The sequence below is a fragment of the Haliea atlantica genome (assembly GCF_054779855.1).
On the sequence record NZ_BAAGXL010000024.1, the window covers coordinates 42,208 to 68,935 of the forward strand.

Annotated in this window: 20 protein-coding genes and 1 tRNA gene; 5 read left to right on the plus strand and 16 right to left on the minus strand. The window is 65.6% G+C overall.

Going from position 1 to position 26,728, the window contains the following annotated elements; all coding sequences use genetic code 11:
- Window positions 1-2 precede the first annotated feature (2 nt).
- Entirely contained in the window at window positions 3-920 is a 918-nt protein-coding gene (locus tag ACYVGS_RS15545; RefSeq protein WP_460589597.1) for a sterol desaturase family protein, read from the plus strand.
- A gap of 13 nt (window positions 921-933) precedes the next feature.
- Here ACYVGS_RS15545 and ACYVGS_RS15550 read toward each other — a convergent pair whose 3' ends face one another.
- The 8 genes from ACYVGS_RS15550 to ACYVGS_RS15585 form a co-directional block, all read right to left on the minus strand.
- On the minus strand, window positions 934-2,061 hold the full coding sequence (locus ACYVGS_RS15550; protein WP_460589598.1) for an ADP-ribosylglycohydrolase family protein: 1,128 nt from the start codon (window positions 2,059-2,061) through the stop codon (window positions 934-936).
- Window positions 2,058-3,527, minus strand: a complete 1,470-nt coding sequence (locus ACYVGS_RS15555; protein WP_460589599.1) for a zinc-binding metallopeptidase family protein — start codon at window positions 3,525-3,527, stop codon at window positions 2,058-2,060. The genes ACYVGS_RS15550 and ACYVGS_RS15555 overlap by 4 nt, the downstream gene beginning before the upstream one ends.
- 43 nt (window positions 3,528-3,570) lie before the next feature.
- The gene (gene modC, locus ACYVGS_RS15560; RefSeq protein WP_460589600.1) at window positions 3,571-4,662 is read right to left on the minus strand and encodes a molybdenum ABC transporter ATP-binding protein; all 1,092 of its coding nucleotides are present in this window, start codon (window positions 4,660-4,662) and stop codon (window positions 3,571-3,573) included.
- On the minus strand, window positions 4,659-5,345 hold the full coding sequence (modB, locus tag ACYVGS_RS15565; RefSeq protein ID WP_460589601.1) for a molybdate ABC transporter permease subunit: 687 nt from the start codon (window positions 5,343-5,345) through the stop codon (window positions 4,659-4,661). The genes modC and modB overlap by 4 nt, the downstream gene beginning before the upstream one ends.
- Window positions 5,332-6,084 carry a molybdate ABC transporter substrate-binding protein gene (gene modA / locus ACYVGS_RS15570; protein ID WP_460589602.1) on the minus strand — a complete coding sequence of 251 codons (753 nt, stop codon included), beginning with the start codon at window positions 6,082-6,084 and terminating at the stop codon, window positions 5,332-5,334. The genes modB and modA overlap by 14 nt, the downstream gene beginning before the upstream one ends.
- A gap of 286 nt (window positions 6,085-6,370) precedes the next feature.
- Window positions 6,371-6,754 (minus strand): acyl-CoA thioesterase, encoded by a 384-nt coding sequence (locus ACYVGS_RS15575; RefSeq protein WP_460589603.1) that lies wholly within the window; start codon window positions 6,752-6,754, stop codon window positions 6,371-6,373.
- A gap of 14 nt (window positions 6,755-6,768) precedes the next feature.
- Window positions 6,769-7,776: an LLM class flavin-dependent oxidoreductase gene (locus tag ACYVGS_RS15580; protein ID WP_460589604.1), complete on the minus strand. Its 1,008-nt coding sequence runs from the start codon at window positions 7,774-7,776 to the stop codon at window positions 6,769-6,771.
- A complete protein-coding gene (locus ACYVGS_RS15585) occupies window positions 7,773-9,473 on the minus strand; it encodes a GGDEF domain-containing protein (RefSeq protein ID WP_460589605.1) in 1,701 nt (566 codons plus the stop codon). The genes ACYVGS_RS15580 and ACYVGS_RS15585 overlap by 4 nt, the downstream gene beginning before the upstream one ends.
- 409 nt (window positions 9,474-9,882) lie before the next feature.
- Between ACYVGS_RS15585 and ACYVGS_RS15590 the strand changes: the two genes are divergently transcribed.
- A complete protein-coding gene (locus tag ACYVGS_RS15590; protein WP_460589606.1) occupies window positions 9,883-12,117 on the plus strand; it encodes a TonB-dependent receptor in 2,235 nt (744 codons plus the stop codon).
- A 209-nt stretch (window positions 12,118-12,326) separates the two neighbouring features.
- Window positions 12,327-13,706, plus strand: a complete 1,380-nt coding sequence (gene dbpA, locus ACYVGS_RS15595; protein WP_460589607.1) for an ATP-dependent RNA helicase — start codon at window positions 12,327-12,329, stop codon at window positions 13,704-13,706.
- A 34-nt stretch (window positions 13,707-13,740) separates the two neighbouring features.
- Here dbpA and ACYVGS_RS15600 read toward each other — a convergent pair.
- The 6 genes from ACYVGS_RS15600 to ACYVGS_RS15625 all read right to left on the minus strand — a co-directional run bounded on the left by ACYVGS_RS15600 (window position 13,741) and on the right by ACYVGS_RS15625 (window position 18,425).
- Window positions 13,741-13,830 (minus strand) — tRNA-Ser (locus ACYVGS_RS15600).
- Between the two features lie 211 nt (window positions 13,831-14,041).
- Window positions 14,042-14,242 carry a carbon storage regulator CsrA gene (gene csrA / locus ACYVGS_RS15605; RefSeq protein WP_460589608.1) on the minus strand — a complete coding sequence of 67 codons (201 nt, stop codon included), beginning with the start codon at window positions 14,240-14,242 and terminating at the stop codon, window positions 14,042-14,044.
- Window positions 14,243-14,317: 75 nt separating this feature from the next.
- Complete coding sequence (alaS, locus tag ACYVGS_RS15610) at window positions 14,318-16,924, minus strand: alanine--tRNA ligase (protein WP_460589609.1); 2,607 nt, start codon at window positions 16,922-16,924, stop codon at window positions 14,318-14,320.
- The gene (locus tag ACYVGS_RS15615) at window positions 16,921-17,274 is read right to left on the minus strand and encodes a histidine triad nucleotide-binding protein (RefSeq protein ID WP_460589610.1); all 354 of its coding nucleotides are present in this window, start codon (window positions 17,272-17,274) and stop codon (window positions 16,921-16,923) included. Before ACYVGS_RS15615 ends, alaS begins: the two co-directional genes overlap by 4 nt.
- A gap of 5 nt (window positions 17,275-17,279) precedes the next feature.
- Complete coding sequence (locus ACYVGS_RS15620) at window positions 17,280-17,465, minus strand: Trm112 family protein (protein ID WP_460589611.1); 186 nt, start codon at window positions 17,463-17,465, stop codon at window positions 17,280-17,282.
- Window positions 17,466-17,585: 120 nt separating this feature from the next.
- Window positions 17,586-18,425, minus strand: coding sequence for a M23 family metallopeptidase (locus tag ACYVGS_RS15625; RefSeq protein ID WP_460589612.1), 840 nt, complete (start codon window positions 18,423-18,425; stop codon window positions 17,586-17,588).
- Window positions 18,426-18,536: 111 nt separating this feature from the next.
- Between ACYVGS_RS15625 and greB the strand changes: the two genes are divergently transcribed.
- Window positions 18,537-19,064: a transcription elongation factor GreB gene (gene greB, locus ACYVGS_RS15630; RefSeq protein WP_460589613.1), complete on the plus strand. Its 528-nt coding sequence runs from the start codon at window positions 18,537-18,539 to the stop codon at window positions 19,062-19,064.
- Here the strand turns inward: greB and ACYVGS_RS15635 are convergent.
- The gene (locus tag ACYVGS_RS15635) at window positions 19,038-21,161 is read right to left on the minus strand and encodes a TonB-dependent receptor family protein (protein ID WP_460589614.1); all 2,124 of its coding nucleotides are present in this window, start codon (window positions 21,159-21,161) and stop codon (window positions 19,038-19,040) included. The genes greB and ACYVGS_RS15635 overlap by 27 nt on opposite strands.
- Before the next feature lie 178 nt (window positions 21,162-21,339).
- Window positions 21,340-23,508, minus strand: coding sequence for a hypothetical protein (locus ACYVGS_RS15640; RefSeq protein WP_460589615.1), 2,169 nt, complete (start codon window positions 23,506-23,508; stop codon window positions 21,340-21,342).
- 196 nt (window positions 23,509-23,704) lie between these two features.
- Here ACYVGS_RS15640 and gcvP point away from each other — a divergent pair, with 196 nt between their 5' ends.
- Window positions 23,705-26,602 (plus strand): aminomethyl-transferring glycine dehydrogenase, encoded by a 2,898-nt coding sequence (gcvP, locus tag ACYVGS_RS15645; RefSeq protein ID WP_460589616.1) that lies wholly within the window; start codon window positions 23,705-23,707, stop codon window positions 26,600-26,602.
- Window positions 26,603-26,728: the final 126 nt, after the last annotated feature.

A 26,728-nucleotide genomic window follows, 5' to 3' on the forward strand; every position in this document is an offset into this window, starting at 1 on the left:
CCATGCGCGAGCTTTTACAGGACGACCTCAGCCTCTTCGCCCTGCCGCTATACCTGGCGGCAGTGGCCCTGGAGGCCTGGTATTCAGCGCGGCATCGACTGGATCGCTATCGACTATCGGACAGCCTCACGTCCTTCGGCATGCTGGCCCTTGCGGGCCTCGCGGAGCTGCTACCGCGCCTGCTTGCCCTGGCGGCCTTCGTCTATCTGCACGAGGTCAGCCCCCTCAGGGATGTGGTGGAGCGGCAATGGTGGGCCTGGCTGCTGCTGATCCTGCTGGACGACTTCACCTACTACTGGTTCCACCGCGCCAACCACGAGGTTCGCCTGCTCTGGGCGGGCCACGTCAACCATCACAGCTCGCGCTATCTCAACTTCGCCACCGCCCTGCGGCAGGGCGTCGGGGAGCGCGTCCCGAAGTTCCTCTTCTGGCTGTGGCTGCCACTGCTGGGCTTCGACCCGGCGATGATCATCACCGTGATCAGCATCAACCTGTTCTACCAGTTCTGGATCCACACCCAGTCCGTCGGCCGCCTGCACCCCTGGATTGAAGCCGTGTTCAACACCCCCTGTCATCACCGCGTGCACCACGGCAGCAACGTCCGCTACCTCGACCGCAATCACGGCGGCATGCTGATTGTTTGGGACAGGCTGTTCGGGACCTTCGCCCCCGAAACCGACGAGGAGCCCGTCCGCTACGGACTGACCCGCAACCTGGATAACGACGGCATCTGGAACGTGTTGACCCACGAGTACCGGGCGCTGGCCCGCGATCTGCGCCGGGCGCCCGACTGGCGCGCGCGACTCCGCTACCTATTTGATGCGCCCGGCTGGCAGCACGACGGGCCTGACCGGCGCAGCAAGACGCTGCGTGCCGATGTCGCTGACCCGCAAGCCCGCTCGCCCGGCGAGGCCCCGTGAAGGCTGCAGCCACCTACCAGGCCGGATAGCGCTCCTGCAGCGCTTGCTGGACCGCATGATCCGCCTGTTGCAGATCCCAGTTGGCGCAGTCGAACAGGTCGTTGGCCACCTGGGTAATTACCTCCCGCAGCTCCAGTTCCGCCAGCCACGACTCGGGAATGGCACCCTCCCCCAGGATCAGGCCGAGCAGATTGCCGGCGATCGCGCCAGTGGAATCGGAATCGCCATCGTGGTTCACCGCCATCAATACCCCCTCGCGAAAGTCCGGCGCCACCAGTGCACAGTAGACGGCGATAGCCAGGGCCTCCTCCGCCACCCAGCCCTGTCCCAGCTGGCGGATGGCCTCGCCGGGCAGCTCCTCGCTGATGGCAAGGTCGGCGGCGAACTGCAAGGCCGCCAGAACCTCCTCGGACTCGAAACGCTGGGCGAGCATGTCCGAGACCGGGTCGAGGGCATCCTCCAGTGTCTCGCCGTCGAGCAGCAGGCGGATCAGGGCGGCAAAGGCGCCGCCGGCGAGCCAACCACTGGGATGTCCGTGGGTCAGAGCGGACAGTTCGCAACCGAGATCAAAGGCATCTTCCGCGGTATCCACAAACAGACCTGCGGGGGCCATGCGCATGACGCCCCCACACCCCTTGCTGTCATTCACGGCCGCCAGACCCGCCTCACGGGCGTGACGCAGCGCGCTCAGACAGGTATTGCCAGGTGCCCGCGGGCTGTGCAACGCGCGGATACCCCACAACCAGCCGGGTGCCGGCTCCAGGGGGCTGAGGCCGTGCAGGTTGTGATCTCCCTGGGTCAATAACCAGCGCTGGTAGGCCCAGCCGGTGACGTCGGTGTAGTCGGTGTCGTGGCCGGCCCGCTGCCGCATCAGGCCGCGAATCAAACCCTCGGCGGTGAACAGGGTCATCTGGGTGTCGTCGGTAATCGCGCCGCGCCGACCGTAGACAGTCACATAATCGCGCAGGCCCCCAGGGCCGAAGCGACGCCGGATTTCCGCCGCGGACAGGAACTCCACACCCGCGCCGAGGGCGTCCCCCACCGCACCACCGAGCAGGCAGCCGCGGTACGAGGACCGCGGATCGACGGGGTCCCCGGCCGGCAACAGGCCACTCTGATTCAGCACAGCGCTATCGATCACCGCCGGAAATCCACCGTGCTGTCGGCGGCCAGCCAGGCGAAGACCACGTAGGCGGCCACGTTCTGGTCCAGCGCCGCCGGGTCGATCTTGTCCAGGGTGTCATCGTGGGTGTGATGCAGGTCGAAGTAGTCGCGGCCATCCTGAACCAGACGCAGGGAGGGGAAACCCGCCTCCACCAGGGGAATCAGGTCGGGACCGCCGCCCGCCTTGTCCATGCTGCCGCGGGCCACGCCGATGGGGTCGAGTAGCGCGGCCATCTGGTCCACCACCTTCTGACCCGGCTCGGAAACCTGGGCGGTGATCTGCCAGATGCGCTCCGCCCCGAAGTCGCTTTCGGTGCCGATGACCTGCTGACCCAGGGCCTCCCGGTGGCGCTCCAGGTATGCGTGACCACCCAGCAGGCCGACCTCCTCGGCCCCCCACAGGACCAGGCGAATCGTGCGGCGCGGACGCCGCTCGGCATCCAGGATCATCTTGGCCGCCGCGGTGGTGATCGCCACCCCCGCCCCATCGTCGATGGCACCGGTGCCGAGGTCCCAGCTGTCCAGGTGCCCGCCGATGATGACCACCTCCTCGGGACGCTCGCGACCGACAATCTCGGCAATCACATTGCCGCTTTCGGTGGTACCGAGGACTTCCGGAGCCAACTCCAGTCGTACCCGCACCGGTTTGCCCCGGGCGAGGATACGTTCGATCTGGTCGGCATCGGGGTTGGACAGGGCCGCCGCGGGGATTTTCTCGACGCCCTCCGCGTAACGCATGGAACCGGTATGGGGGAAGCGATGGCTGTCGGTGCCAATCGAGCGGATCAGGATACCCGCGGCCCCCTTGCCAGCGGCAACGGCGGCACCTTCACGGCGCAGCTTGCCATAGTGCCCGTAGCTGGACCCGTCCTGGGTGCGCTGCATGGCGTGACCGACGTAGGCAATGCGCCCGCGCAGGCTGCCCGGGGGCGCCGCGCGCAGTGCCGAGAGGCTATCGAAAGCAACCAGCTCCGCCTCCAGGCCGTCCGCGGGAGTCGCCACCGAACCGCCCAGTGCGGTGATCTCCAGCGGTTGCGGAAAGGGGCTGACAATGGCGGCGTACTCGTGGCCACGCACCCAGGTCTGCATCTCGAAGGGCTCGACTCGCACGTTCTCGAAACCCATGCGGCGCAGGCGCTTCAGCGCCCAGTCCCGGGCCCTGGCCTCGGCCTCCGTGCCGGCGAGGCGGGGACCGACCTCCGTGGTCAGGGACTCGACAATGTCCCAGGCCAGGGTGCCCTGGAGGGCGCGGTCACGCAGCTGGCGGGCATGCTCGAGGCTGGATGGCGTGAGCCCGGTCCCCGCCAGCTCGGGATTGCCCTCATCGCTCGCCCGCCCCCCGGGGGCGCCGAGGGTGGCGCACAGCGCCAGCAGGACGAGACTCAGGCCGCGGACAGCCGCAGGCAATCGGAAAGAGACAGGGGGCAACAGCAGGCGAGTCATTGCATCGCTCCAAAAAAACGGAATCAACTTGCATCCTACCAGCTCAGGTGATGATCGCCACCGACTTCACCTGCACCCACACCGGCTGCCCCACTGCCAGCGCCAGACTCGACAGCGAACGCCGGGTCACTCGTGCCAGCAAACTGCTGTCGCCGCAGGCCACCCGCACCAGACACTGGGCGGGATGCTCCTCATCGGCGATACCCACGATCAGCCCCTGCAGGTGATTGAGGATCGTGGTTTGCTCAGGTTCGCGCGTGGCGAGACTGACGTCCCGGGCCAGGACCCGCAGCCGCACCGGGCTTCCCGGGGCCAGGCTGGGGTCTCGCAGCCACAGGCTGCCGCCGGGAAAATCCACCCGCGCCAGATGCCAGCGGGTATCGATTTCCGCAACCTGCCCGAGCAGCAGGGCAGCGCCTTCCTCGCCCCGCACCAGGGGCGGATCAATCGCTGCGAGCAGTTCCGCCGGCGGTCCCGCCGCGCGCACCTTCCCCTGCTCCAGGATGACCAGGCAGTCCGCCAATCGACTCATCTCCTCGGCGGAGTGGGTCACGTAAAGCATGGGAATCGCGAACTCCTCCCGCAGACGCTCGAGCCAGGGCAGGATTTCCTGACGGCGGCCGCGGTCCAGCGAGGCCAGGGGTTCGTCCAGCAGCAACAGATGCGGCCCCGGCGCCATGGCCCGGGCAATGGCCACCCGCTGCCGCTCGCCCCCGGAGAGCTGACTGGGAAAGCGTTCCAACAGGTGACCGATATCCAGGAGTTCGATCAGGGCCCCGAGATCTACCGCCGTCCCCGCATTCACGCTGTCCCGACGACGGTCGCGTTGCCGCAGCCCGTAGCGCAGGTTGCCGGCGACACGCAGATGGGGGAACAGGCTGGCCTCCTGGAAGACATAGCCGAGGGGGCGGCGCCAAGTGGGAAGAAAGACCTGTCGAGCGCTGTCCTGCCACACTTCGCCATTCAGCACCACCCTGCCGCGACCTGGCTCCAGCCCCGCGACGGCGCGCAGCAGTGTGGTCTTGCCCGCTCCCGAAGGGCCAAACAACACGCTGATTCCCGAAGCCGGCAGTTGCAGGTCCACGGCCAGTTGAAAGTCCGGACGCGCCAGCGACAGTGACAGCTCCAGGCTCACGGCATCACCCGCAGAGAGCGACGGCGCTGCAGGAGGTTGAGCAGCAAGAGCACGAGGAAGGAAAAGGCCACCATCAGCGCCGCCAGTGCATGGGCCTGGCCATACTCCATCGCTTCCACGTGACCGTAGATGCGCGTGGAGACCACCGCCGTCTCGCCGGGTATATTGCCACCGATCATCAACACCACGCCAAACTCACCCAGGGTGTGGGCAAAGGTGAGGATGACTGCGGTGAGCACCCCCGGCCAGGCGAGCGGCAGCGCCACCGTCAGGAAGGCTACCAGGGGACGGGCGCCCAGGGTGGCCGCCACTTCCAGGGGGCGTGGCCCGATCGCAACAAAGGCATGCTGCAGGGGCTGCACCGCAAAAGGCAGGGAAAACACCACCGAGCCGACCAGGAGACCAGTGAAGGAAAACGACAGCAAGCCCCAATCCAGGGCCGTGGTCAGGCGCCCGAGGGGCCCTTCCGGGCCCATCATCAGCAACAGGTAGAAGCCGAGCACCGTCGGCGGCAGCACCAGCGGCAGGGTTACCAGGGTCCCGATCACACTGCGCCAGCGGGATTGCGTGGTCGCCAGCCACCAGGACAGGGGAATGCCCAGTAACAACAGCACGAGGGTGGTCGACCCCGCCAGGCGCAGGGTGAGAGCAATCGCCTGCAAGGCCTCCTCAGTCAATGGCACGGCAATCTCCCGGCAAGTATCCAAATGTCCGGAATACCGCGCGGGCCTCGGCGGCACAGAGATAGCGGTGAAAGGCTCGCACCTCTGCCTTGTCCTGGGCCGCGGTCAGCAGACCCGCACCCTGGTCGAGCGGCGGATGCAGACTCGCCGGCACCGGCCAGCGGGAGCCAAGCTCAGTCGTCTGCACCTGGCTCGCCGCCACAAACCCGAGGTCGGCATTGCCGCTGGCGACGAACTGCCAGGTCTTGCCCACGCTCTCCCCGTATACCAGCCGGTCTTCCCAGGCCTGTCGCAGGCCCAGTGCCTCGAGCACCGCCAGCGCCGCCGCCCCGTAGGGCGCGCGCTCCGGGTGCGCAATGGCCAGACGCAAGCCCTCCCCCTGGCTGAGCACGGCGCCGCCCGCATCCACCCTCGCGGGGTCACGGCTCCAGAGAACCAGTTGACCGCGGGCATAGACAAAGCGACTACCGGGAACCAGCAAACCCTGTTTTTCAAGGCGCGCCGGGGTGGTGGTGTCGGCGGCGAGAAACAGATCGTAGGGCGCGCCCTGGCGGATCTGCGCGTACAGCGCCCCCGTGGAGCCCGCCACCAGCCGCACACGGATCCCGGTATCGCGCTGGAATTGCGCACTGATGCGCTGCAGGGGGGCGAGGGCATTGGCGGCCACGGCCACCGTGACCGGCGCAGGCGCGGCGACCAGGGATCCCGTGACCGACAGACAGCACAGTGCCGTCAGCAAAAAAACCTGCAGGCATCGGCGCCTGCCACCTTGACAATTCATACCGTTCCGCGGGGCTGATGGGGCATTCAGGACAGTATGCCAGAGCCGGCGCCCGTGGTATCTCCACAGAATCTGTGGATAACTCTGTGGCCTACCTCTGGGGGGACGCCGCAGAGCGCGAGACCACCGGCGCCGGCCACAACTGGTGACTTTTTGATCGACGCCGGCAGCGCAGCAATCTCCTTCCCTTCACATGTCGGGCAATCCCGCGCCGGGCACGACACGGGAAGCAGGGTACTTGCCCTCAGGAATCGCTGTTGGTGCCAGGCCACTCGTAGCCGTGGGGGGTTGGGCGCCCTTCGGTATCCAGGTTCACGAAGACGATGCGGTCGATGGAAATGATGGTCTGCTTGGTAATCTTGTTGCGGACCTCCGCCCGCAGGGTTACCGAAGAGCGACCGCAGCCCGTGACCTCGACCCCCATCTCGATCACATCCCCCTGGCGTGCCGAGCTGACGAAATTGATCTCCGACATGAACTTGGTCACCAGGTGCCGGTCCTTGCCCAGCTGGCACATCGCGAAAATCGCGGCTTCCTCGTCAACCCAGCTGAGCAGCTGGCCGCCGAAGAGGCTGCCGTTGGGGTTGAGATCTTCCGGTTTGACCCACTTGCGGGAATAGAACTTCATCAATGCTCCTCGTGTTAATCGGCCCGCTCTCGCAGCGGAGCCAGTACTTCATCAATATATAGATGCAGACAATCCCAGGCGCGCTGCAGGGGCACACCGCCGACCAGGGGGTGCAATAGTGCCGTAAAGTCGGCTCCGCCCGCCAGATGCCGCCGGCGGCATTCCACCGGCGTCAGGATCTCGTAGCGCTTGCTCTCCCGCAGGGCAGCCACGCTGTCCGCCTGCATCTCCAGGGGGCGCTGCAGGCCCTCGGTACGCCAGCTGCTGTACTCGCGCACCTCGTTGAGCATGTAGGGGCCGATCTCCTCCCAGGCCCGGTCCGGATCCGGGTCGATGAACAGCATCGACATGTCCGCCGGCGGGCGATAGACGAAGCCCTCGGTACCGTGGGCTGCCAGCTGTTCGTGATAGTAGGCCTCCAACTCGGGCATCGGCTGCGGCGGCGAAAAGGGAATGCCGAAACGCGCCGCGCGGCGCGCCGCCGGACGGCTCATGCCACCCAGCAGAAAAAAAGGATGCGGGCGAGAAAACGGAATCGGCGTGACGCGAATCTCCCGGCCGCGGTAGTCGAAGGGCTCGCCACGCCAGGCCTTTAACAGTGTGTCGAGCACATGGTCCATCAAGGCCCCGCGCTCCTCCCAGGGTTTGTCCAATGCGTGAAATTCGATATCGCGATAGCCCAGGCCGGCAATAAAGGACAGCCGACCCTGACTCAACAGGTCAATCACCGCGAGGTCCTCCGCCAGGCGCACCGGGTCATAGAGACTGACCAGGAGAGCGCCGAGGGTGATCCGGCACTGCCGGGTACGCGCGGCCACGGCGCCGGCCATGGTCAGGGGCGATGGCAACCAGCCGTTGTCCGCCAGGTGATGCTCCTCCAGGCCGACGTTGGCAAAACCGGCGGCATCCGCATATTCGGCCATATCGACAGCAGCGCGGTAGCGCTCGGACAGGCCCTGGGGCTCCAGACTGTTGCCGGTCATGTTGATGCGCAGGGAAGCGCTGATGTCGTCCGCGGTCATGATGTCTCCCTCCCTGAAGTCTGACGCAGGGTATCAGCGGGATGCGGGGCTCCCGCGCTGCACTCGATGCGGTCGCGACCCGATTGCTTGCCCAGGTAAAGGGCCTTGTCCGCGGCCGCCAAGGCACTGTCGAAATCCGACTCGAGCCGCGCAATACCAAAAGTCATGGTCGCGGTAAGCTGGCCCGCGGCGGTATCCACGGGCGCCGCAAGCAGGGCTTCCCGCACCCGTGTCGTCACCCGCAGGGCCTCGCGCAGGGATGCGTCACAGAACAGAATCACGAACTCCTCGCCGCCCCAGCGGCAGAGCAGATCGCTCTCCCGCAAAGCTCCCTCGAGGCGACGGGAAATCGCACACAGGACCTCGTCCCCAACAGCGTGACCGTGACTGTCATTGAGCGCCTTGAAGTGATCGATATCCGCCAGTACCACGGCCATGGGCTGACCGCGGCGGCGGCACTGCACCATGGCGTGCTGGGCCACCTCCCGGAATGCACGGCGATTAAAGAGCCCGGTGAGGGGGTCGCGGGCGGCCAGTTCGCGAATGGTCTCCAGGGCCTGTTCCAGTTCACTGTTGCGTGCCGCAAGCGCCTGCTGCAATTCCACTCGCTGGCGGTAGGCCCGATAAATCAGCATGGTCAGCAGGACCAATACACAAAGCGCAACAAAGGTCGCGATATTGATCCAGCGCCGCCAGCGCAACTGCTCCGCCTGCCAGCTCGATTCCCGCTGCAGTGCCGCAATCTCGTTCTCCGCCAGTCGCAGCACGAAGCCGGACTCCGCCTCCTGCATCAGGTCCGCGCGCTCCCTCACGGCCTGGGTTTCGCGAAGCGTCGCCGCCCGATCGAGCTGTTCCGCCGCCGCCCGGTCGTCACCCAGCTCCCGGTAGAGCCGCCCCAGCCGCTCCCGCAATTGTGGTTCCACCGAGGGAATGTCCCGCCCCAGGGCCAGCGAGGCGAGATAGTGGCTTTCCGCTTCCTGCAGTGAACCAAGTCGTCGCTGCAGGTCCCCCTGCACCATGCGCGTACCGGCGAGAAACCGCGGCAGGCCCAGGGGCTCCAGGTGCGCCGCGGCCTCGCGGCAGGTCGCTTGCGCCTTATCCAGTGCCCCCGCCGCCTCCTGCACGCGACAGGTATTGGCCAGGCGAATGGCCAGTTCATTGGGCGCTCCCAGCTCCCGCGCAAGTCCCAGGGCCTGCTCTTCCAGGGGCCGGGCGGCAGCGGGCCCTTCAAGCTCGGCCACGGATATCGCCAGATTGCCCAGGGCGGTGACCTGCCAGGCCAGGTTCTCCTCGCGCCGGGCCAGCGCCAGGGTGTTCTCCAGGTACTCCCGCGCCTGGTGATGATTGCCGCTCATCTGGTGCACGGCACCGATGGCATTGCCCAAAGCCAGAATACCCCAGGTTTCCTCCTGCGCCTGGAATTGCAGGTATGCGCGATGAAAGTGCTCCAGGGCCCGGGCATAGTGCCCCTCTTCGGCATCCAGGGTGCCGAGCACGTGCCAGTACCGCGCCTGCAGCAAGGGAGCCTGCAGGTCATTCAGCAGGCCCTCCATGTCTCTCAGCAACGCCCTGGCCTGGGCAATCTCACCGCGGTTGCGGTGCGCTACCGCCTCTTCCCGCAGTTGCTCGACCCGCGCCCGGATGGGATCCTCTGCCTGCTGCCCCCACCCCTGGGGAACCAGCAGGACCAGCAGCACTGCCAGCAGACATAGCGGAGACCGCAGCGCGCCAACCGCTGCTGCGCCCGGCCGGACTCGGCGGAGGCAAACGCGCGGGGGCCGACGGGGGCTGGCATGACCTGTCATGCGGTACCGTGAGGTTCTGGGAAAGCCCAAGTGTCAGGGATTTGTCGCGGCATTTCCAGTCTCCGCCGGTCGATGATGACAAGCGCGGTCAGGGCCGGGGCCAGCGCAGGTCTAAAACTCCGCGGCGAGGTCGGTTCAGGAACGCGAGCGGGTGTCACCCTGGCTGCAAAAATAAAACCGTGATATAACAATGTTTGTTGTCTGGCGGATCCGGCTCGCACACACCAAAGGTTCACCCATGGGGCCGACACGCACACCCGCCGGGTGACACACCAATAATAATTCAGCAAGGATCAACACCATGTCACCAGTCGCCCTCCGCACCCCTGCCTTTGCCCGCCCCACCCTCGCTCTCGCCGTGGGCGCCGCCTTTACACTTGCCGACATCCAGCCAGTTGCAGCCCAGGGCGCCGGCAGGCTGGAAGAAGTCGTCGTCTCTGCACGCAAAATCGAGGAAAGCCTGCAACAGACGCCGATTGCGGTCAGCGCCTACTCCCAGGAGACGCTGCGGGAAATCGGCATGGAGACCCTGACCTCACTCTCCGTGTTCACCCCCAATTTGCAGATGCAGCGCGGGGCCGGCGGCGACAGCTCACTGGTCGCCTGCATGCGCGGTCTCTGCCGCACCGATGACATCATCACCGAGGAGCCCATGGTGGGCACCTATGTGGATGGCTTCTACATCGCGCGAATGCAGGGCGCCTTCTTCGACTTGCTGGACGTCCAGCAGATCGAGATCCTGCGGGGCCCCCAGGGCACGCTGTTCGGCAAGAACACGGCGGGTGGTGCGATCAACATCACCACCGTGCGGCCAGGCCCGGAGCTGGGTGGCTATGTGGTGGGCACCCTCGGCAGTGACGACCTCTACGGCGGCAAGTTCAGTGTCAACGTGCCGTTTGCCGACGGCCTGGCGGGGCGCCTCAGCTACGGACAGCAGAAGCGCGACGGCCTGATCGAGAACACCACCTTTTCCGATCTCAACGACAAGGATTTCCAGACCGCGCGCTTTGCCCTCGCGGCGGATATCGGGGATCGCTTCACCGCCGACTATACCGTCGACTGGTTCGATGCCAACCAGACCCCCAATGGCTGGCAACCGACCCTGATCGAACCAGGATTGGATATCATCTTTCCCGGCCTTTCCGAAACCAGTGACCCCGGGCTGGACCGCACGGTCGCCACCCCGGAGGAAGTCTTCGACAAGTTCCGCCAGGTATTCAACGGGCTCACCCTGAGCTACGAGGTGGGTGACCTCGGGCCCGTGGAGGATTTCACCCTCAAGTCACTGACCGGCTACCGCAGTACCGAACTTTCCAGCTTCCGCACCATGGTGCCCTACTACTTGATCTCCGGCCCCCTGGAACAGGACTACGACTTTTTCACCCAGGAATTCCAGTTCCTGGGGACCGCCCTGGACAAGCGACTGAACATCGTCTCGGGGGTCTTCATCAGTGCCGACGAGGGCTTCTACCAGCTGCAGCAACAATTTGGGGCACAGACACCCAATACCGTGATCACTCTGGAGACCGAGACCGATACCTGGGCGGTGTATGCGGAGCTCTCCTACGCCTTCAATGAACGCTGGAAGGCCTCGTTGGGCGGTCGCTACACCGAGGAGGAGAAAACTGTCGATTCGTCGATCTTCTTCCCTGCCACCGGAGGCACCCTGCCCATCAGCGACCTGGCGCCGACCAACGAGTTCGAGACGGACAACCTGTCCCCCCGGGTCACCCTGAGCTACCAGCCGACCGACACCACCATGCTCTACGCCACCTATTCCGTGGGCTTCAAGAGCGGCGGCCTGAATGGTCGGGCTACCGAGGTGCGCAACTTCACGCCCTATGACGATGCCGAGATCACCAGCTACGAGGTCGGCATCAAGTCCGACCTGCTGGACCAGCGTCTGCGCCTCAACGTCGCCGCCTTCTACCAGGAGCTCGACGACTGGCAGGTACAGATCAACAGCATCGACCCCAATACCTTTACCTTCCTCAGCCGTATCGAGAACGCCGCCGGCGCCACCATGACCGGCGCCGAGCTCGAGGCCACCCTGGTGCTCTCGGAGGCCTTCCAGATCAGCGGCACCCTCGGCTGGCTGGACCCCGAGTACGACAACTACTTGAGCCAGGACTTCACCACCCTGGAATTTATCGATGTCGCCGACCTGTATAACTTCCAGTTCTCGCCAGAGTGGACCACCAGCGTGACGGCCCGCTACGAGGCGCAGGTGGGCGAACTCGGCCGACTGCTGCTGCGACTCGACTGGTCCTGGGTCGACGAGCAGTACTTCCAGGTCGCACCCTCCCCGCTGATCGAGGGCGACAGCTACAGCCTGCTGGATGCGCGACTGGAACTCGCTGGCATCATGGGCTCGCCCTTTACCCTCGCCCTCTGGGGCAAAAACCTCGGCGACGAGGAGTACCGCACCGGTGGCTTCGATGTACCCACCTTCGGCATCAACCCGCCCGATGGGCTGTACACCAATAGCTGGGGCAATACCCGCACCTGGGGACTCGACCTGCGCTACGATTTCTAGCGCGACCGACAGCAGAGCCCCGGTCTTGCGCCCGCTGACTGTTGCACGACCGGGCTTTCTGACAGCGGACTTTTTGGCGCTTGCGGCGACAAAACCCGGGCCGGGCCCGTCGCTCTGTTACACTGCGGCCTCGTCAGACATCAGCCGCGCTGTCACCTCCCGTGACTCGCCGCCAGATACCGTGTGATTCGCCATTCGAGGCCCGCCCCGTGACTACCGCGTTTTCCTCTCTCGGCCTGCAGGCAGACCTGCTGGCCAACCTTGCCACGCTGGACTACCACAGCATGACCCCAATCCAGGCGAGCAGCCTGCCTCTCATCCTGGCCGGACACGATGTCATTGCCCAGGGCAAGACCGGCTCCGGCAAGACCGCCGCTTTCGGCCTGGGTCTGTTGAACAAACTGGCGGTGGGGCGCTTCGCCGTTCAGGCCCTGGTGCTCTGCCCCACCCGCGAGCTGGCGGACCAGGTGTCACGGGAGATTCGCCGCCTCGGGCGCGGGATACACAATATCAAGGTACTCACCCTCTGCGGTGGCATGCCCCTGGGCCCGCAGATCGGTTCACTCGAGCACGGCGCCCACATCGTGGTCGGCACGCCGGGACGAATCGAGGAACACCTGGGCAAGGGCAGCCTGAGACTGGAGCAGCTGAGCACCCTGGTACTCGACGAAGCGGACCGCATGCTGGACATGGGCTTCCAGGCCTCTGTCGACGCCATTCTCGAGCATGTCCCCGCCCAGCGACAGACCCTGCTGTTCAGCGCCACGTTTCCCCCCGAAATCGAAGCGATTGCCCAACGGGTCATGCAGTCGCCAGAACGCGTCCAGGTGGAATCCACCCACGACAGCAGCAGCATCGCCCAGGCCTTCTACCGGGTCGAGGACAGCGAACGCAGCGTCGCCCTGCGCCTGCTGCTGTTACAACAGAGACCAGATTCTGCCGTCATCTTCTGCAACACGCGAGCCGAATGCGCCGAGGTCGCCAGGGAACTGGCCAATGAGGGCTTCAGTGCTCAGGCCCTTCACGGCGACCTGGAACAGCGCGAGCGTGACCGCATCCTGACCCGCTTTGCCAGCAAAAGCCTCTCGGTACTGGTAGCCACCGATGTCGCCGCCCGCGGCCTGGATATCGACGCGTTGGACGCCGTCATCAACTACCATATCCCCCGGGACCTGGACGTCTACGTCCACCGCATCGGCCGCACCGGCCGCGCCGGCAGCCGCGGCCTGGCCTGCACCCTGTTCAGCGAGAAAGAAGACCACAAGTTGGCGAAGCTGGAAGCGCGGCTGGAACAGTCGATAGTGGCCGAGTCCCTGCCCTCGCGGGAGCTGCTGAAAACGCCGGCCTACAAACCGCCCATGGTGAGCCTGGAAATCGGCGCCGGCAAAAAGCAGAAGCTGCGCCCGGGCGATATCCTCGGCGCCCTCACCAGCGAGAACGGCATCGACGGCAGCCAGGTGGGCAAGATCAGCATCCACGATAACTGGGCCTGCGTGGCGGTGCGGCGCAAGGCGGTGGATACGGCGCTGGACAAGCTTGGGCGCGGCAAGGTAAAGGGGCGCAGCCTGCGGGTGCGGGTGTTGGGCTAGCTGCGTCCGTGAGGGGCTTTATAACGTGAGGATATGGCGGAGAGAGAGGGATTCGAACCCTCGATAGGTTTTACCCTATACTCCCTTAGCAGGGGAGCGCCTTCAGCCACTCGGCCACCTCTCCGCAGAGGTTGTCACCGGCCTTGCGCCGGTGCTCTGGACTGGCGATTGCCAGCGTTGAAACAGTGTCGTGTCACTGCCTCACCAGAGGGGCGGCATCATACCATACTGTGCCGAAATTCAAACCCCGCAGGGCCGCTTTCACGCACCGCCCCCGGAGAGACGTCGGCAACAGCCCGCCGCCACCGACAGACGCGGCGGGCAGCACCTGTTGCTCAGGAGTCCTGGTGGTCGTCGGGAAGGGGCGGCTCGTCGCCGTCCTGGATGCGATTGTAGATTTCTTCCCGGTGTACTGCGACGTCCCGGGGTGCATTGACCCCGATGCGCACCTGGTTTCCCTTCACGCCCAGCACCGTGATGGTGATGTCATCGCCAACCTTGAGCGATTCGCCGACTCGGCGGGTGAGTATCAGCATAGCGTCCTGTCTGCCTTGCGCTCGGGTATTGAACAGTTGTAGTTCAGATCCTGAAAAACGCAACCGGCGCGACCCTCAGGCCGCTCCCAGCTGCCCCTGGACCCACTCGGGCACCGCCTGCAATACGGCGGGCAATGCCGCCACGTCACTGCCGCCACCCTGTGCCATATCCGGGCGGCCGCCGCCTTTTCCGCCGAGGCGTCCGGCGAATTCGCGCATCAGATCACCGGCCTTGAGCTGGCCGGTGAGATCCTTGCTGACTCCCGCCACCAGGGCCACCTTGTCGCCGTCGACAGCCGATAACAGCACCACGGCAGAGCCGAGCTTGTTCTTGCACTGGTCGAGGGTATCGCGCAGGGATTTGGCATCGGCCCCGTCGACATTGGCCGCCAGCACTTTCACCCCGGCCACCTCGACCGCCTGCGACGTCAGGTCACCGCCGGCGGAAGTTGCCAGCTTCTGCTTGAGGCGGGCGACTTCCTTCTCCAGTTCGCGCGCCTCGCTGCGCAGCGCCGCAACCCGGTCAACCACCTTGTCGCGGCCACTCTTGACCACCTCGCACACGGCATCCAGGCGCGCATTCAATTCAGCCACCGCCGCCAGGGCGCCCTCCCCGGTCACCGCCTCGATCCGGCGCACCCCGGAGGCAACCCCGGATTCGGCGACGATACGGAACAGGCCAATATCACCGGTGCGATCGACGTGGGTACCGCCGCACAGTTCGACGGAATAGTCCGCCTCCCCCATGGCCAGGACCCGCACCTCGTCGCCGTATTTCTCACCGAACAGCGCCATGGCACCGGCCGCCAGGGCCTCCTCCATGGACATCAGGCGCGTGCTCACCGGGGTGTTGGCACGAATCTGGGCATTCACCTGGCGCTCGATCTCTGCCAGCTCATCGGCGCTGACCGGCTGGCTGTGCGAGAAGTCGAAGCGCAGGCGCTGGGAGTCCACCAGGGAGCCTTTCTGGGTGACATGCTCACCCAACACGCGGCGCAGGGCGGCGTGCATCAGGTGGGTGGCGGAGTGGTTGAGGCGGGTGCGCTGGCGGACACCGCCATCTACCTCGCACTGCAGGACATCGCCCAGCTTGAGACTGCCGCCGAGCACGCGCACATGGTGCAGGTGCTGGCTGGCGGCCTTGGTGGTGTCGGTGACTTCCAGCTCCACACCATCGGCGCGCAGGTAACCGGTATCCCCCACCTGGCCGCCGGACTCGGCATAGAACGGCGTGCGGTCGAGAACCACGACCCCGGACTCGTCCGCGGCGAGGCACTCGACTTCAGCACCGTCGCGCAGCAGTGCCGTCACCCTGCCCTGGCCGGCGAGCGCGTCGTAGCCGGTAAACTCGGTACTGCCCTCGAGGCGCAGCACGTTGCTGTAGTCGACCTTGAAGCTGCCGCTCTCCTGGGAGCGGCTGCGCTGCTCTGCCATGGCCGCCTCGTAGCCGTCCATGTCCAGGGTCAGGCCGCGCTCGCGGGCGATGTCGTTGGTCAGGTCGGTGGGGAAGCCGTAGGTGTCGTAGAGGCGAAAGACTACCTCCCCGGGGATCACCGTGCCCTCCAGCCCCTCCAGTGCCTCGTTGAGAATCTGCAGGCCATTGTCCAGGGTGCGGGCGAACTGCTCCTCCTCGCTGAGCAGTGCCTGTTCCACACGTTCGCGGGCCTCCGCCAGCTCGGGATAGGCCGCGCCCATCTGCTCGACCAGCGGCCCCACCAGGCGGTGGAAGAAGGCTTCCCGGGCGCCCAGCTTGTTGCCGTGGCGCACGGCCCGGCGAATGATGCGCCGCAGCACATAGCCGCGGCCCTCGTTCCCGGGCAGGACACCATCGCTTATCAGGAAAGCGCAGGAGCGGATATGGTCGGCGATCACCCGCAGGGAATTGTGGCTGAGATCCTCGACGCCGAGCAGGCCGGCCGCGGCGCGGATCAGGGCCTGGAACAGGTCGATCTCGTAGTTGCTGTGTACCCCCTGCATGACCGCGGCGATACGCTCGAGGCCCATGCCGGTGTCCACCGAGGGCTTGGGCAGGGGGTGCAGTTCGCCGCTGCCGTCGCGGTTGAACTGCATGAACACCAGGTTCCAGATCTCGATGTAACGATCGAGGTCGTCATCTTCACTGCCGGGCGGGCCCCCGGGCACGTCGGCACCGTGGTCGTAGAAGATCTCGGAGCAGGGTCCGCAGGGGCCGGTGTCGCCCATCTGCCAGAAGTTGTCCTCGTCCAGGCGGGAGATGCGCTCCTTGGGAAAGCCGATCTCCTCGACCCAGATCTTTTCCGCCTCGTCATCGGAGACGTGGCAGGTCACCCACAGGCGCTCCTTGGGCAGCTTGAGCTCGCCGGTCAGGAACTCCCAGGCGAAGCGGATGGCGTCGCGCTTGAAGTAGTCGCCAAAGCTGAAATTGCCCAGCATCTCGAAGAAGGTGTGGTGGCGAGCGGTGTAGCCGACGTTCTCCAGGTCGTTGTGCTTGCCGCCGGCGCGCACACAGCGCTGGCTGGAGGCCGCACGCGTATAGGGACGCGGGTCGGTGCCGAGGAAGGTGTCCTTGAACTGGTTCATGCCGGCGTTGGTAAACAGCAACGTCGGGTCGTTGGCGGGCACCAATGAGCTGCTCGGCACCCGGGTGTGTCCCTGGGACTCAAAATAGGCCAGGAAGGCCTCGCGAATATCGCCTGTCTTCATCGGAATCCTGCCATCTGTCCTTCACTGAAACCGCGACCTGCGAGGATATGCAGGTGCAGGTGGAACACGGTCTGACCCGCGCCTTCGCCGTTGTTGACGATCAGCCGGAAGGCATCCGCGACGCCGAGCTGTTCGGCCACCTTGCCCGCCGCCAGCATCAGGTGCCCCAGCAGGTCGCGATCGTCATCTGCGGCATCCACCAGGCGGGGAATCGCCTTGCGGGGGATCACCAGCACATGCACCGGGGCCTGCGGGTTGATGTCATTGATGGCGACGCAGTGCTCGTCTTCATAGATGAACTCCGACGGGATCTCACCCGCCAGAATCTTGCCGAAAATGGTCTCGGACATGGCAACTACCCCAGTTTTTCGTCGGCGGTGAGCTGGCGCGCCTCGCTTTCCAGCATCACCGGAATACCATCCCGCACCGGATAAGCCAGGCCACTGGCCTTGCAGACCAGCTCCTGTTTTTCCCGGTCGTACTCCAGCGGTGCCTTGGTCACCGGGCAAACCAGGATGCCAAGCAGCTTGTCGTCGATCATTGCAGCCTCCGGAACGGGCCAAAGGGCGCGATTATACGGCCTTTGCGATGCTTTTACAGCGAATCACGGCACGGGCCCGGCGGGCGGCTCGAGCCGGCTGCACCGCGGCCGGGACTCGCGTCAGTCTGACGCCATCGGCGGCACCAGGAACTGGGGATCAATGCGCTCGCTGCGCCAGCTCATGCGCCAGTCCAGGTGCGGGCCCGTGGCGCGCCCAGTGGCGCCGACTTCACCGATGACCTGGCCCGCTTTCACCTCATCCCCCACGGCCACGCTGACCTTGCTCAGGTGCAGAAAAGACGAGGACAGGCGGTAACCGTGATCGAGGATGATCGTGCCGCCGGAGTAGAACAGATCGGGCTCGGCCAGGGTGACCACCCCCGGTGAGGGCGCTCGCACGGCCGTGCCGGTGGGCACGGCGACATCCACGCCGTAATGGGGATTGCCGGGGGAGCCATTGTAGATGCGCTGGCTGCCATAGACCCCGGAGATGGGGCCCTCCACCGGCCACTGGAAGCCTGCCAGGGCCGCCGCCAGCAGGTCCGGCCGCGTCAGGTAACGGGCCTTGGCGGCAGTCACCAGCTTGCGCTCCCGGGCAATCCTCTCAAGCACCTCGGGTGGCGGTGTCACGGTCTGCTGGGGCACGCCGTCGACCCGCTGGATACGGTACTCCCGGGGCGCGATGGCGAGGGTTTCCCGACAGGCACTATCGCCGCGCAACACCACCTCGGCAGTCGTCGCGGCATCCCGGCCGAAACCGGCGAAGACCGTCCCGTCCTCCAGCACATCCAGGGGCTCGCCATCCATCAGGACCTGACTGCCGGGCGCCACCTGCGCCCATACCAGCCCGCCCTGCTGCAGCTGGCCCTGCCAGTCGATGCAGGCTGCAGCAGGGCCAATGCCCCAAGCCCAGAGCAAGGCCGACCAGACCGGTATCCGCCACCGTCTACCTGTTGACATAAGAACCCTCCATGAAGATCAGCCGCAACCGCCCCGCTGGCAAGACCTCGCGACAAGCGGCCGCTACGAAGTGATTGAGCTGCTCGCAAACCAGGCCCTAGAATACACGGCATGAGCAGATACCGACCACCTCGCCGACGCGGCTCGGCCTACATCACCCCCGAGGGCGAGGCAGTCCTGCGCCGGGAACTCCACCAGCTGTGGAAAGTCGAGCGGCCACAGGTCACCCAGGCGGTGCACGAGGCAGCCAAGAATGGCGACCGCTCGGAAAATGGCGACTATATTTACGGCAAGCGCCGCCTGCGGGAAATCGACTCGCGGGTGCGTTTTCTGAGCAAGCGTCTGGAGGAGCTCAAGGTGGTCGACCGCATACCGGACGACACCGACAAGATCTACTTCGGTGCCTGGGTCACGCTGGAGGACGAGGACGGCGGCGAGCGCCGCTGGCGGATTGTCGGCCCGGACGAGTTCGACCTCGCCCGGGGCCTGATCAGCGTGGATTCACCTGTGGCGCGCGCCCTGTTGGGCAAGCGTCTGGATGACGAGATCCAGGTGCGCAGCCCCCAGGGGGAGCAGCGCTACTGGATTGCGGAGATCCGCTACAGCGGCCCCTTAGAAGAACCACTCAACGCCGACTGAGGCAGTGCGCGGCTTGTTCGGCCGGGCACCGTCCGGCACCCGGGACACGATCGCCTGTTCGTCGAACAGATTTTCCACCCGGGCATAGACCGTGGTCGCCTCGTTCAGGGCGTAGCGGCTGATGACGTCCACCACCCACAGGTCTTCGCTGCGATCAAAGCGGTCGCCGTCATTGTTGCAACCGATGCTCATGCACATGTCGTCGACGTATTTGACCACCGCGTAGTTGTTCCAGCCGTAGTCGGTTTCGATACCGGCGCGCAGGCTGAACACATTCTCGGGAATGTCCGCCAGCTCGTCGCCATCAGTGTAGCCCAGGGTCTCTGCGTCCTCGCTGATGGTGGCATCGGTCCAGGTGTAGGACAGGTCCAGCGGGATGGTCAGACCAGCGCGCTCCATGACCGTGCCGAGCTGGAACTCCAGACCCTGGATAACCGCTTCACCCGTCACAAATGAGCCGGAAGTGGCACCATTGCTGCAGGGGTTGGCGTTGGAACAGTTTTCCGCCTTGTTCTCGAAATCGCTGTAGAAGCCCACCGCTTCGGCATACCAGTCACCCTGGTAGCGAACGCCCGCCTCCCAGTTGGTGCTGGTCTCGGGGTCCTCGTTGTCCTGGGCGCCGCCCTCCAGGGGCGAGAAACCGCGGTGGACACCGGCAAGCAGCTGCCAGCTTGGGGTCACATCGTAGGTCATGGAAATCCCGGGCAACCACTCGCGGCTGTCGCCACTGCGGCGGGAGGGCTCCACCAGGCGCTCGCTGTCCGCCCACTGCCGGCGGGTGGACTCGACATCTTCGTAGCGCAGGGCCAGGTTGAGGGTCATGACCTCGTTGACCTGCCAGGTATCCAGTGCCCAGAGGGCCAGGGCCTCGGAATCCTCGAAGCGATTGTCGCTACCGGTGGGGGCGACAGTTTCCACATAGACCAGGTCGCCATTGATCTGGTCGTAAACGTCGACCGGCTGGTAACGATTCATCTCGTCTTCGTGATAGCGGGTGCCCAGGGCCAACTGGTGGGCGCCCATTTCAATGTCCAGGTTCAGCTCCAGGCCAGTGGACTCGTACTCCCGGTTGTTGTTCTTGTAACCCAGGCCGGCAACATCCACTGTGCCATCCAGGATGCCCTGGGCCTCGGCATCACCCGCATTGGCGGCCGTGATAAAGGCACCGCCACCACCCAGTTTGAACCAGTTGCGGGCGAACTCGTTGTGATAGGCCGTCGCGGTGAATTGCGTGGATTCGTTCAGGGCCAGGCGGTAAGTGAGGTTGTAACCGGTGTGGTCGTTGTCCATCTCGTCGATGCTGGACAAGCCGTAGCGGCGATTCTCGTCACGCGCGAAGTCGGCATCGGTGAGGCCCAGGTAGGTCTCGTCGGAGACTTCCTCGGAGTACTGGGCCTTGAACAGCAGCGCCTGGGTGTCGGTTTCCCAGGCCAGCTTCACGACATAGTCACTGATGTCGTAGCCGCTTTCGCGACGGCTGCGATCAATATCCTTGTAACCGTCACTGCGACGCTGGGCGGTCTCCACCAGGAAGCCGAAGTTGCCCGAGCGAGCGCCGTAGTTCGCCAGCAGGTCCATCTCGCCGTCTTCCCCGCCACGCAGGTTGAGGAAGCCCGCGGACTGCTCGGGAATCGGGGTGGAGACCAGGTTGATCACACCGCCGGTGGTTTGCGGGCCATAGCGCAACAGCGGCGCGCCCTTCAGCACTTCCACGGCGTGCATGCGGGCCATGGTGGGGAAGTAGTACGCGGCGGGCGCGGTGTAGGGCGCCGGCGCGATCGGCACGCCGTCTTCCATCAGGGTGACCTTGGAGGCCCGCTCCGAGGTGGCGCCGCGGATGCCGATATTCGGACGCAGGCCGTAGCCATCCTCTTCCCGGATGTAGATGCCGGGGACCGTCTTCAACAGCTGGTTGATGTCCGTCGCTGCCTCAATCCGGATCTGCTCGTTATCCACCAGGGCGGCTGTTCCCGGCAGCTCCCGCACGGCCTCACGGTCAGCGAAGATGGTGATCTCCTCCAGCAGACTATCCTGGGCCAGAACCTGACCAGCTGGCAGGGCAGCTGCCACGGCCAGGGCAAGTACGCACTTCTTCATCGGTTCCCTCACAACGGTAAATTGGGTTGCAGGGGCGAACTATAGTGACAATTATTCGCATTTACAATTCTTAACAAAACAGCACCCCGCCGATGTGACACATTCACACCGCGGCGAGGTTTCGCGCCTGTGGATCAGGCCCGCCGGCAATGCGGCGGGCCCGGGAAGCGGCTAGGGGCTAGCCGCCGGGCTGATAACCATCCGTGGTACAGGCCAGCGAGGGATCGCAGGTATCCAGGAAGCGCCCCTCTCCGGCCGGCCGCAGGAAGGCTGACTTCTGTGCCTGGGCCGCCGGCTCCTTGCGCGGCAGACTGTGGGGGTCCTCGCCAAAATCGGGCTCAAACGGCGGGGTGTTGGTGATCGGTGGCGGGGCCGTGCCGCCGTCTTCGGCGCCCCCTCCCACCGGGCCGTCATCCCAGATGGTCAGGACCGAGCCGGTAAACTCCCCTGCCGGCAGCGGTTCCAGACCGACGTAGGGCTTGCTGTCGGGGTGGCGTCCAGGTTCGGTGCCCGGAACCCGCAGTTTGGCCCCGATACTGCGCGCCATGAATTCCGCCGCCCACATGCTCACCTGGTGATCCCCATAGGCGACCTGCAACAACACGGCATGGGTGGGTGTATTGGGCAGCGGGTCGCGTTCAATGTGGGTGACGTAACCGCTGGCCTCCGCCCTGTCCCAGAGCATCTGCGCGAAAGACAGCAGAAAGCTCTGGTCCTTGATACTGGGATAGCCGCCGCCATTGTCCCCGGCGCCACTGCCACTGAAAAAGGGCTTGAAGGCCTCGAAATCGACACTGCGCCGCAACAGGAAGCTGTAGGACATACCGGGTACACCGAGCACGCCGCGGGTCACGTCCTGTATCACGCCCATCAGGGCACCGCCGAGGATACCCCCCTGGCTGTTACCGTCGTAGAAGACATGCCGGTTGTCGAACACCGGCTCTCCGCCAGCCTGAAAGGCGGGGTCAGCGGCGAAGCCCTGTTCATGCTTGAGCAGGCGCGCCAGGAACATGAAATTCAGCAGGCCCTGTTGCTGGCGATCAAAAAAGGCGGGCATCAGGCTGAAGTCCTGCAGCACCTGCACGGCGAAGCCGACATCTTCCCCGGCAAAGCCGGCCCAGTCCGTGGCGCAGAACATCATCTGGTGGGTATCGGCCATGATGTCGACATTCTGACCGGTGCCGCCCTGCACCTCCCGGGCACTACCCAGAAGCCCGTGCCCGTACAGCGAGGGCCGTGCCACGACCTTGGGCGGCTGACTGAAATCCTCCGCCACCGAGCGCGGTATGCGGCAGATGAAGTTCGCCTCGAAGTTGCTGTCGGGGGCAAAGCGGTCCGGCAGGCCGTCATCCGGCTCCGCATAATGAAAGCGCGAGCCCGGAACGCCATCGGCCGAGTCCAGGAAGTTGGGCACCGCGAAGGTACCCGCCACCTCCCGGGCAATCTGCTCGTCCTCGCCCTCCTGGCAACCGTCCTCCCCGCAGGGGGCAAAATCCGTCTGACTGCTGATGCTCCAGGCGGGAGCGCCGCCGCCCAGCAGGCTGAAGGCCTGGTCGCGGATATGCAGGATGCGCTCAGTGATATTGCGTGCACTGGCCACGGTAAAGTCCCAGGCCAGGTACAGCTCATCGCGTTCGATACCGGCCGCGGTCAATTCGGCGAACAGGGATTCCATCGCCGGGCGGCGGGCCTCTATGGCCTCGTTGTCGGTCAGTGTATTGTCACGGAAGGCGCGGAAGACCGGTGGCGCCTCCAACAGGTTGCCCTCGGCATCGCGCAGGTTGCGCAGCACCACGATGTAGCGCTCGCCGCGTTCAAACTGGACCATGGGCCGGACAATGAAGGTCTGCTCGGCGGGATCGTCGGTATTGGCATCCAGCTCCCCGAACACCAGGTGCGGTTCCCCAGTGCGCGCGCGAATCACCATGACCGAGGAATCGGGCGCCTGGGATTGCGACAGGTCAGTCAGCGGCGGGATGTCACTCTGCTCCGGATCCAGACCCGGCACCTGGACCAGGATCATCTGCGAGGGCGAGAAGCCGTCGTTGCGGTTCCACTCCGCGGGATCGACCCGCACCCCCTGGCGATTGGCCGGCAGCGAAGCCCGCGCCAGATTGACGCGTCGCCCCGATGCCATCTCCGGATCTTCCACGGTCAGGGCATCGCTGGGCCAGGGGAACAGGCAGTTCTCGCCATCGAGGATCTCGCAGCGATCGGGGTTGGGTGTATCGATACTGATGCGCTCCGGGGGCAGAGGCACTTCGGGGCTGCCGCGGTTGCTGGAACTGTCGGAACAGGCGACCAGCACCGGCAGAATCACCAGGGCGGCAATAGGCCACAGACGCATGGGAAACTCCTTGTGTTTATTATTGAGTCGCCTGACAGAGTAGCGGGCGCATGGCAGGGGCGCAAACCAGGCGTGCGCCCGAGCCAACCCGGTCACATTATGAGCAGAAGACCGGCTTTATTGAACGCCCGGGGGGCGGCTGCTAACATCGCGCCTGCGCGAGCAGTCCCCCTGAACAGCTATCCCCGGAGCCCCCATGAGCCGCCCCACCCTGCAGGACCTGGAGCATTCCCAGGCGTTCATCCAGCGCCACATTGGCCCCACCCCCGAGCAGCAGCTCGAGATGGCTCGCCAGCTGGGCTATGCCGACACGGAGGCGCTGATCGACGCCGCGGTACCCGCCGCCATTCGCCGACGCTCGCCCATGGCCCTCGGCACCCCGCGCAGCGAGGAGGATGCCCTGGCGCGGCTGCGGGAAATGGCCGACAAGAACCGTATCCTCAAGTCTTTCATTGGTGCCGGCTACCACGACACCCGGATGCCCGCCGTGATCCAGCGCAATGTCCTGGAAAACCCCGGCTGGTATACCGCCTATACGCCCTACCAGCCGGAGATCTCCCAGGGGCGCCTGGAGGCCCTGCTGACCTACCAGCAGATGATCATGGACCTCACCGGCATGGAGCTGGCCAACGCCTCCATGCTCGACGAGGGCACCGCCGCGGCCGAAGCCATGACCCTGTTGCAGCGGGTCAACAAGAAGTCCCGCAGCAATGTCTTCCTGGTCGCGGACGACTGCCACCCGCAGACCATCGCGGTGGTCAAGACCCGCGCAGAGGCCCTGGATATCGAGGTAGTGACCCGCCCCGCGGAAGACCTGCCCGGTTCGCGGGACGCCTTTGGCATGCTGCTGCAGTACCCCGGAACCACCGGGGAGGTTCGCGAACTGGCGCCGCTGGTGGATCGCGCCCACAACGCCAATACTCTGGTCGCCGTGGCGGCGGACATCCTCTCCCTGCTGGTGCTGCAGTCACCCGGTGCCCAGGGTGCGGATGTGGTGGTCGGCAGCAGTCAGCGCTTTGGCATTCCCATGGGCTTTGGCGGCCCCCATGCCGCCTTCTTCGCCACCCGGGACGCCTACAAGCGTTCGACCCCCGGTCGCCTGATCGGCGTGTCCATCGACGGCCATGGCAACCAGGCCCTGCGCATGGCCATGCAAACCCGCGAGCAGCACATCCGTCGGGAGAAGGCGACCAGTAATATCTGTACCGCCCAGGCCCTGCTGTCGATCCTCTCGGCCTTTTATGCCATGTACCACGGTCCCGGCGGCCTGCGGCGGATTGCCGAGCGGGTGCACCGCCTCACCGGCCTGCTGGCCCGCGGCTTGCGCGACGCCGGTTTCAACCCCGAGAATCAGCACTTTTTCGATACCCTGACCCTGCAAGCGGGCGCGCAGCGCGACGCCATCCTGGCCCGCGCCGTGGACCTGGGCATGAATCTGCGCCCCCTGGGCGAGGACCGTCTGAGCATTGCGCTGGACGAGACCACCACCGCCGAGGATGTCGACCGGATTCTGCAGGCGGTCACCGGTGCGGTGCCCCTGCGGGCAAGTCGCGAGCGCGATGCCGAGGCCATCGACGGCATCCCCGCGGCCCTGGCGCGCCCGGTGGACTACCTGCAGCACCCGCTGTTCCAGGACTATCACGCGGAAACCGAGATGCTGCGCTACCTGCGCCGCCTGGAGGACCGCGACATTGCCCTCAACCGCGCGATGATTCCCCTCGGCAGCTGCACCATGAAACTCAACGCCACCGCGGAAATGTTGCCGATCACCTGGCCGGCCTTCGCCGCCCTGCACCCCTTTGCCCCGGCGGACCAGACCGAGGGCTATCGGGAGATGCTCGCCGAGCTGGAAATCATGCTGAAGGAGTGCACCGGCTACGACGCCATCTCCCTGCAGCCCAACGCCGGTTCCCAGGGGGAATACGCCGGGCTGCTGGCGATCCGCCGCTACCACGAGAGTCGCGGCGATACCCAGCGCGATGTCTGCCTGATCCCCGCCTCCGCCCACGGCACCAACCCGGCCAGTGCCGCCCTCGCGGGCATGCGCGTGGTGATCGTCGAGTGCGACAGCCTGGGTAATATCGACCTGGCCGACCTGCGTGCCAAGGCGGAACAACACGCCGCCAGCCTGGCCGCCATCATGATCACCTACCCCTCGACCCACGGGGTGTTTGAGGAAAGCGTGATCGAGGTCTGCGAGATCGTCCACCAGCACGGCGGCCAGGTCTACGTCGACGGCGCCAATCTCAACGCGCTGGTGGGGTTGGCCGCGCCGGGCAAGTTCGGCGCCGATGTCTCCCACCTGAACCTGCACAAGACCTTCTGCATCCCCCACGGTGGCGGCGGCCCCGGCATGGGCCCCATCGGCGTGGGCGCGCACCTGGCGCCCTTCCTGCCCAGCCATCCCGTGGTTCCCCTCCCCGGCCTGCCGGAGAGCAATGACGTGGTCTCGGCGGCCCCCTGGGGCAGCGCCTCGATTCTCCCCATCTCCTGGATGTACATCGCCATGATGGGGGCCGAGGGCCTGACCCGCGCCACCCAGGTAGCCATCCTCAGCGCCAACTACATCGCCCACCGCCTGCGCGACCACTACCCGGTGCTCTACACCGGGCACGACGGCACCGTGGCCCACGAATGCATCCTGGATATCCGCCCGCTCAAGGACGCGAGCGGCATCAGCGAGGAGGACATTGCCAAGCGTTTGATGGACTTCGGCTTCCACGCCCCCACCATGTCCTTCCCAGTCGCCGGTACCCTGATGGTGGAGCCCACTGAGTCGGAGTCCCTGGCCGAGCTGGACCGTTTCTGCGAAGCCATGATCAGTATCCGCGAGGAGATCCGCGCGGTGCAGGAGGGGCGCCTGGACGCCCAGGACAACCCCCTGCGCAACGCCCCCCACACCCAGCTGGAAGTGACTGCCGATCACTGGTCGCACAGCTACAGCCGGGAACAGGCCGCCTTCCCGGTGGCCTCCCTGCGCCGCAACAAGTACTGGCCGCCCGTCGGTCGCGTCGACAACGTCTACGGCGATCGCAATCTGGTCTGCTCCTGCCCCTCCATCGACGCCTGGCGGGAAGTCGGCGCCGACACCTGACAGGTACCAAAAAACCCGCGTCTGCCGACCAGGGCAGACGCGGGCTGTATGCAGAGCGGCTCGCCCTAGCAGGCTGTTGAAAAACCCTGCTTCAGGGCAAGGTATTTGAGATAATGCCGGCGGCAA